A 14,893-nucleotide genomic window follows, 5' to 3' on the forward strand; every position below is an offset into this window, starting at 1 on the left:
TTTATTTTGATGGATTCTCTTAAGAACCCTAGAAAATACCTCTACAGTTCTTTCTTGTATAGATTTTTATACGTTCCACTTCTTTGGCGCCTTTCGGCATTTCTTCAAGTTGTAGCCCAGGATAGTCATCTGCTTCTTTCCATTTTTCTATCGTGGAACTAAAAAACGCCGATGCCTCCGAATCCGTCTCATAGATAATTAAATCATAAACTTCTCCCTTATCTCCGCCAAAGCGAGTTACAACCTGCCATTCCCCATCTCTTTTATAAGATGTATTGGTGTGGTCTGATTGGGGATAATAACGATCATCAGTAGGTCTAATGATGACCCAAATATCTTCCTCATGTGATTCAGGATAAACACCCATGGTTAGAATACGGCAGTCCACGGAATCCTTATCAATTGGGGAAACTACCTTAACCGCATCCACCGATCCTTCAATTTTCAACTTTTTTCCAATGGAGACTTGTTCAATTTGAGTGTTGTAATTAACTAAATCGGAAGAATAACTACCAAATATCATCATCAAAACACCAATGATACCGATGGGTACTCCCAATTTGGAACCTATAAGTCCTTTTCCTGAGCTTCCTTTTATGCTACCGAGCAATGCCAAAAGCGTAAGCAAAACTCCAATGGATAGGATAATTATTTTTGTTGACATCTTTTTGTTTTTTCTAAATGATTTACAACCTGTTCAAGATTATTATAATACCCCTCTTCGTTCTTCCAATTGCGCTTTAATATCTTTTGCCCTTTCTTCGGACAAACTATATTTCCACATAATCCAAATGGCCAATGCGGCGGTCACAGCAGGAATGACAATATCCGCTATTCTTAATTGTGTTAGGGTTTCTGCGGTTTGTGTTGCAGCATTGCCATCAAACCCAATTACTTTAAGTACCAAACCTCCTAAAACCAAAGCTAGTCCTTGACCTAGTTTTACCACCCACCAATACAAGGCTCCAAATGTACCTTCTTTCCTTGGCATTCCGTTCACCAATTCATCCAAATCACAAACATCGGCGGTCATACTCATCATCAATGTAAATAAACTTCCTAATCCAAATGACATAAGGGGAATTGGAATAAAAGATAGCCAAATATTATCAGGGGTAAACGCCCACCACTTCATTACATATCCAATAATGGAGAGTGCCGTAGAAATAATGAACGCATTCTTTTTACCCCATTTTTCAGCCATTTTCGAAACAATGGGAATTACCAAAAATGCAGAAACCAAAGCTCCAATGGAACTGAACCATGCTGGCCAGGTGGATGTGGCTTCATAGCTACCGTTGAATATATAAAAAACGAAAATAAAGAAGCTAAAAGAGGCCACAATCTGATATCCGTTAAATACTAGAAATGTAGCTCCACACAACTTCATGAAGGGTTTGTTTTTTACCGCCTCCTTTATGCTTACAAACAAGTCCTTTAAGTTGCTAAATATTGAAGTGAAGGTCAATTTTTTTCTGTTTGCCATATGTGAAGCATCAATACCTCTGCAAAAAATAGCAGGCAACAGGCCTAACAGCAAACAGGCCACACCTACATAAATTGCCATGGTTCTTACCCCCTGCGCTTGGTCGCTAAAAATATCGGGGTCTGCGATGATAACCCAGAACCAAGGCACAATAACCCAAGCTAGTAAACCAACGGTTTGGGAAAATGCCATTAAACGTGTTCGCTCGTTATAGTCGGATGTCATCTCATAACCAAGACCTACCAAGGGTGTGGCAAACATGGTATTCCCGATAAGGAAGACCATTGACATAATTAAAAAGTACCAGAAATTATAGTCTGATGAATTATTTTCATCCAACTGCCAAAGCAAAACAAAGGTAATAGCGCTAAGAATTCCGCCTACCAATATATATGGTCTTCTTCTACCCCATTTTGAACTTGTGTTATCCGAAATAAATCCCATTATTGGGTCAGTTATTGCGTCAAAAAACCGAGGTAATCCACCTAAAAGTCCTGCTAAAAAAGGATCCATTCCAAAAGCAGTCAATAGGAAAAACATAAAAAAGCCCAGAGCTCCAGGGTATAGGTTTAAAACCAAATGACCAGCTCCAAAGGCGGCTTTTTGCCCTAAAGGGACTCTATCTGATTTAGCTGTTTTTACCGTTGCCATAAAAAGTTCTTTTAGTTAGTTTCTGTTGGTTTTATTATTACGGTTTGAATTGCCTTTGGGTTGATGGACACCCCTTGGGTAGCTTCTCCCAAAACAAGCTCAAACTGTTTTTTGGACTCACCTTCATTGAAAACCACCACAGCTATGGAACCATCAGGATTTTCTGCCGTAGTGACCAATAAATCATCATCGGTTTTTTCAAACCCTATCCTTATGGCGCCAGGTCGAATAAACTTGCTAAAATGCGCCATGGTATAATAAATGGGTGTAAAATACACCTCATCATTTTCTTCATCCACAATAACTGGGGCCACGCACCAATTCTCAAACCAATTGGGGCCGCCTTGCTTGTTCAAAACCATGTTCCAATCAATCCATCCATCAACCCAGTTGTTCAGGCATCCAATAATATCACGAGCATACCTATTTACTGGAGCGTATTTAGGGTGAAGATGTTTTTGGTCTTCAGGAGCCCAATCCCAACCCCAATCGGTGGCTTCTTTGGACCAATACCAATTATCGTCCTTCCATTTAGGGATATCAGCATCAACACAAGCTTCGGATTGTATCAGGTACTTATCTGGGGCTTTGGAGTGCGCATACTGTAAGGCTTCGGGAAAAACTTCAAACGTACTGGCATACCAATGGATGGCGGTACCATCAAAGTATTTTGAAGAAGCTTCTGTCCTGAACATTTCATCAACCCATTCCTGTAAATGCTCCCTATTCTGGTCATAGCCCAAAACCTTAACATTATGGCCATCTTGTTCCAATTTGGGTCCTAAATAATGCTGAACGAAATCTGTCATTTCCTCAGGTGAAAAATGCATACTTTCCCAATTACTATCATTTCCCAATGGTTCGTTTTCCACCGTGAATCCCCAGATATCAATTCCTTCCAAGGCATAGGCATCGATGTATTTTGAAAAGAACAACGCCCAAGTATCGTAATACTCAGGGAGCAATTTTCCTCCCATCCAATCCTTATTGTCTTTCATCCAAGGAGGAGCGGTCCATGGCGAAGCCAGTATCTTAAAACCGTCTTTCGAAGCCGCCATGGCCTCTTTGATAAAGGGTATAATGTCGTCCCTATCCTCATCTATTGAGAAGTTGTTCAGCTCCGTATCCCCCTCGACTGGGGCATAAGAGTAATTGCTAACTGAAAAGTCACATGAATTCATGTGGGTACGGGTCAAGGAATACATGGCACCGTCCTCCCCAAAATAGGCATTGATTATTTTCTCTCTATTTTCCTTGCCCATTTTATTTAGCAGATGAGCGGAAGCTTCCGTAAAAGAACCTCCAAAACCTGTTATCGTCTGAAATTTTTGTTCAGGCAGTATCCTAATTTGTGATGTCTCACCGTCTGTATCAAAAGCGGTGATAGAATCTAGTTTATGGCCAGTGGCAGAAGTTTCATAGACCTCAACTTCCAGTTTTTGCTCTACAACACACCCATTTAGTGTTATGATCAATATCAGCATGAAATAAATATGGTTAAAATTTTTCATTTGATTTCACTTTCATCTTTTGTGTCTCTTTTGGCAATCCACTTCCTAGTGTGCCACGGATTGTTCTTCCGCCATTGGAGGGACCAGTACGTCTTTCATTAAAGCTTCTCTATCGCCTTCATACGTTTTAGTAATTGAATTTCCGTTCCTTGTCAAGCCATCAAAAACCCCGGAATCCACTTGGGGCCACAATGCGTATTTTGCCTGACCATCAATGGTAATCAATCCAAAATGATTCTCAGAACCATTTTGATTACCAGCATCTTTCCAACGTTCATTGAATGCCTCGAAATAAAAACACGATATACCTTCCGTGTTGGTCCATTCTCTCATATGTTGATAGTAGAGTGCTTCTTTGTATTCGTCCGTTGCTTTCGAGCCTTCTGGACCATAGAATCCATCCGATGTGGTGGCCCATCCTGTTTCTCCAATGTGAATGGGTTTATCTACTCCCAAACTAAGCATGTATTCCTTTACTGCGTTATACTGATTTTTTGCAAAACCTCTGGCGCGCAACATAGCCGAGTCTATTTTTTCGATATCTGAAAGATGTGCTTCGGATTCTGGGACTCTCCAAAACTCTGGATTATAATGTGAATTATGATAGGGATAAGTATGCATAGATATGTAATCCACTGCTTTAATCAGCTTTTCCAAATCTTCTGTGTGATAGCTTTCTTCACCACCTCCCCATGAAGCATAGTCATCTGAGCTTGTTATCCATAGGTCTTCTGGTAATTCCCCATTGATTTTTAGAAATTGTAGATGGTTTACCCATTTGAGAATCACTTCCGGTTGAACGTAATAGCTTGTCGCCCAATTAATCATAGCCTCATTGCCCACGGCTAGCACTTTAACGATATCAGGATAGGTATTGGCCAAGGCTACCGCTCGTGCAATCTCACCTTCATTCTGTTCGCTTTCCATAGTATGGTCTGGTTCCTTATCTGTCCAAGCGTTTTTGCAGTCTATCCATGCCCCAAGCATAACATACATTTCAAACTCGGGGTCCTCCGTCTTAAGTTCCCTGATGGCATTAAGGACGTTTCCAGCATGTGGTAGCTGCACGTTGTAGGTTCTAAGAATCTTTATTCCCATGGCAGACAACAGTTTCATATCATCTTTAATCTCCGCAACAGTCGGTTGACTATCACGGCTTACTTCTCTATATCCTCCATAGCTTATGGCGAGATAATCTGGATTACCTAAAATATCTTTTGCAGTCACTTCTTTTTTTATTTGGGTTTCTTCAATTTCTTTTTTTTCCTTTTTAGTACCGCAGGAAGCAACCAATAAAATGAAGCTAATTGTAAAAAGTCTTAAGATTGGTTTCATAGTATTGCTGTATTACTTCGTATTTGTTTCTTTCTATTTCCGACATCAGTAGTTAAGACCAAATCCGATAGGAAACAACGGAGTGATGGAATCATCCCAGAAATTGGGTCCGTATTTTCCATTGTAATCCTCTTCAGATTTTGGCCAAGAATGCGGCAGTTTTCCTTTAAAATTATAGTCTCCAAATAGGACTTCCCCCACTCCATGACCTTCTGAACCTAACAGCCAAGCAGCAACAAAAGCATCTGACTGTTCAATTTGTTTGGTGACAACCAATGGGCGGCCCGAAACCAGTACAATAACAGTTTTTATACCTTTTGAAGCATAGGCTTCTATATATTTTTGATGTGCTTCCGTCAAAGTGATTTGATACAAATCCATTTCTCCACCTATATCGCCAAATGATTCCGCGTAGGGAGTTTCACCTACGACAATAATGGCTACATCGGCATCATAATGGTTTCCATTGGCATCTGAATCGTAAATAACCTCACCTTTAGCCATTTGTTGAATGCCCTCTAGAATGGTGGTAGCTCCTTTATAATTCTCCTTGGTGCCTTGCCAATTAATGGTCCAACCGCCTGATTGTAGTCCTGAACTATTGGCGTGTTCACCAACAACCACAATTCTAGATAGGTTCTTATCCAAGGGCAGCATGTTTCCTTCGTTTTTTAACAGAACCAAAGACTCGCGTACAGCCTGTCTTGCAACATCTCTATGTGCTTTGATTCCTATTTCAGGGATTAAACTTGAATTAGGAAAAGGGTTTTCGAAAACATTCAGTCTAAATTTTTGCCTAAGAATACGGCGAACAGCATCATCTATCCTTTCCATAGAAACTTCGCCACTTTCCACTCCTCCCTTCAGCCCTTCTTGGTACATATCAAAATCTCCTTCCACGGCCATAATCATGTCTACACCGGCATTGATAACATCGTTTTCCCCGAATCTTGAATATCCTTTCCAATCCGAAACCACAATGCCGTCAAACTGCATGGTGCCTTTAAGAATATGGGTGATTAAGGTTTTATGTGCGTGCATGGGTATGCCCTTCAATGAGTTAAATGAAGCCATAACAGAACCTACACCATTTTCTACGGCTACCCGATATGGCGGCAGCAATCTTTTTTCTACTTCTTCCGCATCCAAAGTAGTTTCTCCACCTTCCACTCCAAAATCAGTTGCGCCATCACCTACATAGTGTTTGGCTGTTGCCATTACAGAACGCTTGCTTTTTAAATCATTTCCTTGATGCCCCATTATCGAAGCCTTGGTCAGTTCTTCTGTCAATTCTGTACTTTCAGAAAATGCTTCATATACCCTTCCCCATTTTTCATTGTAGGGGATGGCAATACAAGGGGAAAAAACCCAATTAAACCCGGTTGCTTGAGTTTCAATTGCGGTAATTCTGGCTGCTTTTTCCACCAACTCAGCGTTTCCCGCAGCACCCATTCCAATGTTATGGGGAAAAATGGTAGCGCCTTCATAGGTATTCTGACCATGGACAGCATCTACTCCGAAAACAAGGGGAATTCCCAACCGGGTTGATAACGCCAATTCCTGAAGATGCTTAAACTTCGCTTGCCATTCCTGAGCATTATTACCTGGTAATGGCCCTTGGGTATGAATTACGGAACCAATAAACTTCCCTGCAATATCTTCTTCAGAAATATCATCGAAGTGCCGCACTTGGGTCATTTGACCAATTTTTTCATCCAAGGTCATCATACCAAGTAAAGAGTCAATCTTTTCCTCTATAATGGATTCTGTATTTTCTGTAGTCATCCTTTGTTTTTTGCAAGACAAAAAGAAACACGAGACAAGGAATAATTGTCCAACTAATATTTTAACCCACGATGTGGTCATAGTTACGTTTCTTGGCTATGGCTAAGAATAGAAATAAAGTGGTTAACAGTTTTAAAAGGCCAGCAAAATTGATTTATCCTACTGGCCTTCTATAGATATCAATTAGTTTGTCTGCTCCAAACGGATATTATCAATATACAAGGTAGTTCCTGCTCCAACCACCGCACCAGCAGCAATGTTGACATTGAACCTGAAAAATCCGGTTCCAGCAGATATACCCGTGTAATCTACAGTAATTGTGGTCCAAGTGGATTCATTAATGCCTTGATTTTGTATATCGTTGGTATTGACAGTACCTTGGCCTTCAATTTCAGTTTGAAGCTGAATTGCTGCAGCTGTTAGAGGTGCTCCCAATCTCGCATCAAATGTAAGTCGAGCATCAGTAACTCCACTAAAATCAATACCTCCAAATATGTTCTGGAAAATATAGGCCCGTCCGGCAGAAGTCACAGTGTTAGCTCCTGCCAGTTCAATAGTTCCATCTGGATTTCCTTCGGCAGCATTGAAGGTCAATGTTGCTTCAGCCGAAAAAGTATCTGCATCACCAGCCCGAATCCAGGAATCTATTGATGTTGCAGCATCAAAAGTTTCATCAACTAGAGCAGAACTTCCTCCGCCACCTGCAGTGTAGAAGAACACGTTATCCACAAAGATATCTGCTGTTACATCAACACCTAGAACATCAAAGATAATCTGGTTAATGGTTGGGTCATCAGGTAATGGCCCTTCACTACCTGCCGAAGGCACTAAATCCGAAATGGCCACATCAATGGTTGTCCATTGACCACCTGTTAAATTCACTTCTACGTCTTCCCTGCTTGTTGGGGTAGTGAAGGAAATAAGGCCAGCTCTGAACGAATTATTCTCCGCTACCCAAATATCCATACTGAAATTAGTTCTACCAGTAAGGTCAAAGCCCGTATCGTTTTGTATTCCCACAAAATCAGTGTTGTTGTACCTCCACACGTCATCACCTGCCACCTGAACTGCTGAGAACACAGCACCACCGTCATTTCCGAAGGCTCTGGTATTTGTTCCCGCTGCATCGGTGTAGGCATTACTGAATACCGAAGTTACATTTGCTGCATCTTGGGTTGGTGTTGGAGCTGCCACCGTTGGTTCTGTAGCTACAACCTCTGTGTAGAAAAATACGTTATCTACAAATATATTTGCTGTTACATCAACACCCAGAACATCAAAGATAATCTGGTTGATGGTTGGGTCGTCAGGCAATGGACCTTCAGCTCCTAACGACTGTACCAAATCTGTAATGGCTACATCAATAGTTGTCCATTGACCACCTGTCAAATTTACCTCTACGTCTTCTCTACTGGTAGGGGTGGTAAAGGAAATAAGGCCAGCCCTGAACGAAACATCTTCCGCCACCCAAATATCCATACTGAAATTGGTTATGCCGGTAAGGTCAAAACCTGTATCATTTTGTATCCCAACGAAATCGGTATTATCGTACCTCCATACATCGTCACCAGCTACCTGAACCGCTGAGAACACGGCCCCACCATCATTTCCGAAGGCTCTAGTATTTGTTCCCGCCACGTCTGTGTAAGCGTTACTAAATACCGAAATTACATTTGCAGCGTCTTGGGTCGGTGTAGTCGCTGCTTCTGTAGGTTCAGTGGCAGTTCCACCGCCTCCAGTATCCGAATCACTTCCATCACCACCTTCTACCAAAGATATGTTATCAAGAACTACGGTACCTGCCGCACCTGCCAAATCAAACAGCACACGACCATTTGCACTTCCAAAATCACTTGCTGCCAACTGTAATGTAAAGGTTTGTGTAGTAGCAGTCAAGGTCACCTCAGGTGATGAACTAGAAAAAGGAGCCTCATTTAGTCCAATACCTGCCAAAATGGTTCGTTCTCTATCTGAAGAAGCGTTAAAAGTTAAAATATAGTTGGTTCCCTGAGTTATTTCAACAACCTGGCTCAAATTAACTACAAAGGGTTGCATAGGATCTGGCGTTTCTACATTAGCAAAGAAGAAACTATTTCCTCCTTCTTCCCTAATTTCAGGAATATTGTCTCCGAAGTTTGTGAACCAAGGGGTCGCTCCATCCTCAAAATCACCATTAGCCAATAACCCACTGTCAAATGGTGGCGGCGGATCCGGTAAATCTATGGTCAAATCATCAGAAAAGGTGCTAGACGCCCCAGCAGCATTCGAGGCCGTCAGGGTAACCGTAAAAGCTCCATCCGCAAAGGTTTTAACCGGGTTTATCTCAGTCGAAGTGGTGCCATCACCAAAATCCCACATAAAGCTATCTGCATTTTCTGAAATATTGGTGAAAGATACAACTCCAGTATTTTCAATTTGTGTTTGTATAAAGGCCGCTACCACCTCGGGTAGTCCATTGGCATCATCATCGTCTTCACATCCCAAAAAGGATATGGCCAAAATGATAAGCGAAAAGATTCCGGCTTTGTTAAGTAATTGTCTCATTTTTATAGTAGTTAGTTTAGTTTATTAATTTTCATATACCCTCACGTAGTCAACAATCATGGTTTGTGGGAATTGGGTCTCTTCATTAGGAGAACCAACAAAAGTTCCTCCCACCGCGAGATTCATTAGAATGAAGAAAGGCTTGTTGAACACCCACACACCTTCACCATCCGTTTCCTCCTCAACATCTTCAGGGGTAAGCTGATTGTAGAGCACATCGTCAACATAAAAGTTGATAAAGTCAGGACCCCATTCTATTCCAAAAATGTGGAAACCCGTATCAAAACGATCGTTTTCCAAAGTAAATTCTTTAGAAATAGCGTCTCCTCCATTGTAGCCTGGTCCATGGATGCTACCAACAAGAATTGAGGGTTCTTGCCCTCGATATTCCATGATATCAATCTCTCCGGCACCTGGCCAAGGATTTTCATCAATATCTGCTCCCAACATCCAAAATGCAGGCCATATTCCCTGTCCAAACGGTAATCGGATTCTGGCTTCAAAGCGACCATACTGCTGCTCAAATTTATCTTTGGTAATCAACCGGGCAGAAGTGTAGTCAGATCCCTCAAAAGACTCTTCCCGTGCCGTAATCAGTAATACACCATTCTGTATTTGCACATTTTCGGGTCGGTCGGTGTAGTATTGCAGTTCTTGGTTTCCCCAGCCGTCAACTCCAGTACCAATGTCAAAACTCCAAAGTTCTGCGTTTGGCGCTCCTTCGGTATCAAAATTTTCGTCTAAAACTAAATTGGTAAATGTAGCCACTGTCTGAGTTTCGTCTGTCTCACAACCCGATATAACGCTCATTGCAATTGCCACAAGGCATGTTAGCGCTAATGATTGTATTGTTTTAATCTGTATATATTTCATAATCATTTTTTTCGATTTTAAATCCAGCATCATTCCGTGAAAAAGTAAATGTTGTCGAATATGAAGTTTGGTCCACCGGCCAAGATTAGTGCCCCTAGATTGTTTCTTTGGGCAACCAAATCTCCGTCCAAAGGAATTTCAACCGAGGTCCACTGTCCAGGTGTCAATCCATTTATTAAGAATCTTCGGTCTACATCGTCCCCATCAGGAAGTCCCGTAAAAATATTTGTTTCCAATACTTGATTAGCACCAACATCCCGAATCTGTACTTCCACGGCTGTGGATTCATCTAACGGATAAACATCTATATTAAGAGTGGTACGACTAGTACCATCCAGCGTATTATTGAAAACAATTCCGGTAAAGTTATTATTGGTATACACTAATACCTCATCACCATTGTTTGGAAAAAGCTGAATGCTAGTTGTAGACCCACCAAATGTGGGTTCTAAGTTGCTTTCTACAGCATTTGTAAATTCATTACTGAAGATAGAACTCACATTTGCCGCCGACTCTGCTGGGAGCGGGGCAGTTGGCAAAACTCCGTTGGAACTAATATTCAAAGAGCCTGAAGCCGCAACATTTGCCAATTGTGCTGTAATGGAAGTATCACCTGCTCCAACCACAACAATTTCACCGGATTCGTTAACTATCGCCACAGAGTTATCAGATGATGTAAAATCGAAATATGCGGGAGCTGCTATAACCGTTTGATTGATACCAGAAGCTAAATTAAATGTTTGGGTAAGCCCAGTAACCAAAAACTCTATGCCGTTGACAGCAGGAATTGAAATATCCTGTCCTGAAAATATAGCAGGGCTTGGCTGGGCAATATTTCCCAGTTTTTCAAAACGTAATTCATCAATCCAAAAAGTATACCCAAAACCACCAGTACTTTGCGTACCGGCAGAGAAAAAGAACATCCCTCTTTCCTGTACCAATTTAGATGGGTCCGGTATAGGAATAACAATCTTTCTCCAATCCGTGGACAAACGTATGTTTTGGGCAATTACTGCAAACTTATTTTCTTCAAAATCGGTTCCAAAACCTACCTCACCAACAGTCGCCGTTGTGGAACCCTTAATATAAAAAGTTAGGGCATCAAATCCGGTAAGGTCTCTACCATCACCACGATCTAAGAAAATACCTCCAATAAAGCCACCGTCGGGATCGTCCGGTGCTGGAACATCAATCCGTATAGAAGATGTCCCCATAAAAGCAACGTTATCATCCGTGCCAAAACCTTCTGGATTTGCAGGATTGGGACCCGCAGGGTCAAAAGAATCGAAGAACTCATCGGTAAGCCCTACAGGTGCATCCGTGAATATGTCCCCGTTATTATTAAACGTGGCAAACTGTACATCATCTGAAAAGTCTCTTTCGCAACTTGAAATAATAGCAATACCCAAGCTCAAAAGCACTATAAAACGTATGTTGATATTTTTATAATTTTTCATTTCTCAATCTTTTTATTTGCCAATGTTGATGTGTACATAAGTCATAATCTCCCATTCGCTACCATTACCAAATCCTACAGGGCTTATGATGGGTTCGGTTGCGAATTCATCTGCTACCGCATTTGGAGAGAATCTTGGTGAGAATTGATCTAAAGATCTCCATGTACCACGTATTCCTATTTGGGTATCTGGTAAAATGAACCAATCTGGTTTACCCAAAGTCGTAGAGAGATCCAACATTAGTTGTAATGGGAACGTTAAGTTAAAATCCCTATGATAATCATATGGCCCCCAATCGTTTACCCTTACATGAGTGGATAGTCTGTATTTCTTATAAATCCCCCTTATTTCAGCTCCAAATCGTCTTATCAACCTATCACTATCTCCATTGCCTTGTCCGTTACCGTAATAGAAATTTCCAATAAGGCCTAGTTCTGGATTGATCTTGGAAACCATTCTTGAATGAACTTCCCATAAATCTTCCGCTGGCGCAGAAGTAGGAAAAGCGAAAAATTCACGAGCTGCGTTGAAACCAATATGTGCATCCATGGTAGTAGGAAGGTGTCGATATACAAAACCAAGGTTCATAGCAAACTTTGCATCTTCGGCTTGGTCATTGTCCCACTCATACATCCAGGTACCTGGTGTGGGGTCAAAAGTTAACAGTATCTCACCAGCAGTAGTCTCACGATTCCAACGTACCGCAAAAGGATCATCTATGATGTTACGTAAACGTCCAGGCCCCTGAACATCTTGAGGAATGGCCTCAACCAGAGGTTTTTGCCACATAAAATTCGGTGCTATTTGAAATTTACCGGTAGCATAGGTCAATCCTGACAAGACACTAGTTACATTACCACTTCCCGTATCCCTTAATTTCCATCCGGTGAAAGTCAAGGTTTGGTCTGCACCGCCATTGGCAATCAATCCCATAGCCGATGCTTGACCATACCAGTTGAATTTTCCTCCTTCATAAGTGATTTTGAATTTTCCTCCCCAGTTGTCACTAGCTTGAATTCTATCTTCGAAAACTACATAATTGCCTGGTGTACCCCTTACATCTTGAAAAGAGATGCCATTCAATGGACTACCTGCCCAAATCCCTCCAACATGAACTCCGAATTTTCCAAACTCTCGTTCAACTGCAATTGAAGCTCTTTCAGTGGGCCATGGTGGAATCACACCACTACGCAATTGATTGGCATCAAGGACACGACGACCATTTTCATCAAGAACCACGTTGGTTTCAAAATCTCTGTGGTAAATACCTGTTACATCAAACTTTCCAATATGTTTTTGGTACTTGAAGAGCATTGTTGGATTTGCTCCCCACCATAATTGTGGCCCTATAGCAACTTTCAAACCCTTAAGAGGTCCTTTTCCATCCAGTTCGGCTCCTAAAATTTCACCATTATAAATATCTAAGTTGGGGCCATAGTTGGCTTCCGGATAAAATCCGAAAAAGTCGCCTTCGTATCCCCAGTGGTAGTGTCCTGTTCTATAGAATCCTCTTAAATCGAATTCTTTTGCATTCCACTCAAATTCGGCCTGATACACCCTAATCCTGTTGACGTCCGATACAACAACATCACCTTGGTCCGTGCTTACATCTATAGGGCGCGAGTTATTCTCATAAAAAATCTCATTTATTGGATTCTGAGCTACATTTCCAACGACATTGAGATTCACCTCTGCTCTCATGTTGGGAGCAGGATTTCCTTCAACTCCAACAAAGTAAGACTGCAAATGGTCAAAGCCTAGTTGATTTGGGAAGGTATTTGGTTCATCTGGGTCAGGTGTATCTGGTGTTGTAATAAGGCTTCCACCAGTACTAAATGTTGCGAATTTTGCTTGAAGGTTACTTATACGAAGTAAATTACTTTGCTCACCTTGCAAGGCCGCTTTGTCCCCACGAGCCTTCAAAACCGCATCCATCAATTCGATATTATTAAAATGATTTTTCACAAATTCCATATTCACACCCTCGGCATATGGATTCAATTGATGGGCTTCTTTCAATGCGTAATAGGCAGCACGTGGGTATAGTTCGTAGAGTCCTCTTGGATTGGTTGCACCTTTGGCACAAATTCCAAACCATTCTTCGTTCATGTTGTTTGCTCCCGGTGCTGCCAAGTCCCTAGCATAACCTCCATTGGACCATGAAGCATTGTTGTCATGTACGTCTGCATTTTCTCTATCATCAAATCCAAACTTCCACCATCCATCACTGAATTGAAAAGTAAATCCCCCGATAGAATTGCCAACTTTTCCTAGACCAGCAGCATTCTCATAGATCTCTTTCCAATTCTCAACCATATAATAGGCTTGGGAATATTGGTCTTCTTTATTTTCGATGGCATTGAAGGCATCTGCTCCAAACTCGGTAAACATAACCGGCATGTCCAGCTTGTCCTTTACTACCTGGAACATGTCACCGAAGGAAGCACCACGATATGTGTTGGTACCATAGATGTCTACATCTTTACATTCTTCCGCGACAATGTCAATAAAAAGCACATCCCCATTACAAATAGCCACGGGATGGGATGAATCCAACTCCTTCATTCTTTTAGCTGCTTCATTCATGAGCCTATACATCGGCCTACCCCTGCTTTCGCCTATGAATTGAATTCTACCCTCATCATCTGGAAAGTCCTCAGTTTCTGCCCCGGCCCAAAACAACCCGTAATTGTTTTCATTACCCAACAAATACAACAAAAGTCCAGGGGTATCTTTGTACCCTTTGACCAACTCTTCCATTTCGGTCATTAAAAATTCCATGGTCGTTGGATCATCGTAAATCGTTACAGGTGTCCATACTCCGTTTAAAGTCAAACCATACCGTCCAAAAGAATGATTCAACATGGTATAAATACCGTAGTTCTCATAGATGTACCGAATCCACTTGGCAGGTACACCCGTGTATTGTCTGATTACATTGACACCCATGTTTTTAAGCAAAGACATCTCAGTATCAAGTCCTGCTTTAATAATATCGTCTGGTTTTTTCCAAAAGGCAGCGTTAACCGTGTTGGTGCCAATAGGGATGTAATCCCAATTCATTCCATTCATCATGAAATCTTTTCCATTGACAACCAACTTAGTGCCTTCCTGGTTCTTTACAACCGATACCTGATCCGATTGGGAATAGATACCTGTCACAAAAAGAAAGAGCAGTAATCTTAGCAATTTGTTTTTCATAGTGTAGTTTAGTTTTAGTTCAGCTCCGAAGATTGTGGTTAGCAAGAACA

The 14,893-nt window shown here is 41.5% G+C and carries 9 protein-coding genes; all 9 read right to left on the reverse strand.

Annotated features, from left to right (window positions below):
• Positions 1-28: 28 nt before the first annotated feature.
• Positions 29-664, reverse strand: coding sequence for a hypothetical protein (locus CLV81_RS18380; protein WP_106147118.1), 636 nt, complete (start codon positions 662-664; stop codon positions 29-31).
• A 42-nt stretch (positions 665-706) separates the two neighbouring features.
• Positions 707-2,137, reverse strand: coding sequence for an MFS transporter (locus CLV81_RS18385; protein WP_106147119.1), 1,431 nt, complete (start codon positions 2,135-2,137; stop codon positions 707-709).
• 11 nt (positions 2,138-2,148) lie between these two features.
• Positions 2,149-3,648 (reverse strand): glycoside hydrolase family 30 protein, encoded by a 1,500-nt coding sequence (locus CLV81_RS18390; RefSeq protein WP_106147121.1) that lies wholly within the window; start codon positions 3,646-3,648, stop codon positions 2,149-2,151.
• Between the two features lie 45 nt (positions 3,649-3,693).
• The gene (locus CLV81_RS18395) at positions 3,694-4,983 is read right to left on the reverse strand and encodes a glycosyl hydrolase family 17 protein (protein WP_106147123.1); all 1,290 of its coding nucleotides are present in this window, start codon (positions 4,981-4,983) and stop codon (positions 3,694-3,696) included.
• 45 nt (positions 4,984-5,028) lie between these two features.
• Positions 5,029-6,768: a glycoside hydrolase family 3 protein gene (locus CLV81_RS18400; protein ID WP_106147125.1), complete on the reverse strand. Its 1,740-nt coding sequence runs from the start codon at positions 6,766-6,768 to the stop codon at positions 5,029-5,031.
• A gap of 183 nt (positions 6,769-6,951) precedes the next feature.
• Entirely contained in the window at positions 6,952-9,312 is a 2,361-nt protein-coding gene (locus CLV81_RS18405; protein ID WP_106147127.1) for a PKD domain-containing protein, read from the reverse strand.
• Between the two features lie 24 nt (positions 9,313-9,336).
• The gene (locus tag CLV81_RS18410; protein ID WP_245912084.1) at positions 9,337-10,185 is read right to left on the reverse strand and encodes a glycoside hydrolase family 16 protein; all 849 of its coding nucleotides are present in this window, start codon (positions 10,183-10,185) and stop codon (positions 9,337-9,339) included.
• Between the two features lie 29 nt (positions 10,186-10,214).
• Positions 10,215-11,642, reverse strand: coding sequence for a glycosyl hydrolase family 16 (locus tag CLV81_RS18415; RefSeq protein WP_106147128.1), 1,428 nt, complete (start codon positions 11,640-11,642; stop codon positions 10,215-10,217).
• Positions 11,643-11,654: 12 nt separating this feature from the next.
• Positions 11,655-14,843, reverse strand: coding sequence for a glycoside hydrolase family 2 TIM barrel-domain containing protein (locus tag CLV81_RS18420; RefSeq protein ID WP_106147716.1), 3,189 nt, complete (start codon positions 14,841-14,843; stop codon positions 11,655-11,657).
• Positions 14,844-14,893: the final 50 nt, after the last annotated feature.

Origin of the sequence: Flagellimonas meridianipacifica, assembly GCF_003001695.1 — a bacterium.
In the GTDB taxonomy this organism is placed as follows: Bacteria; Bacteroidota; Bacteroidia; order Flavobacteriales; family Flavobacteriaceae; genus Flagellimonas; species Flagellimonas meridianipacifica.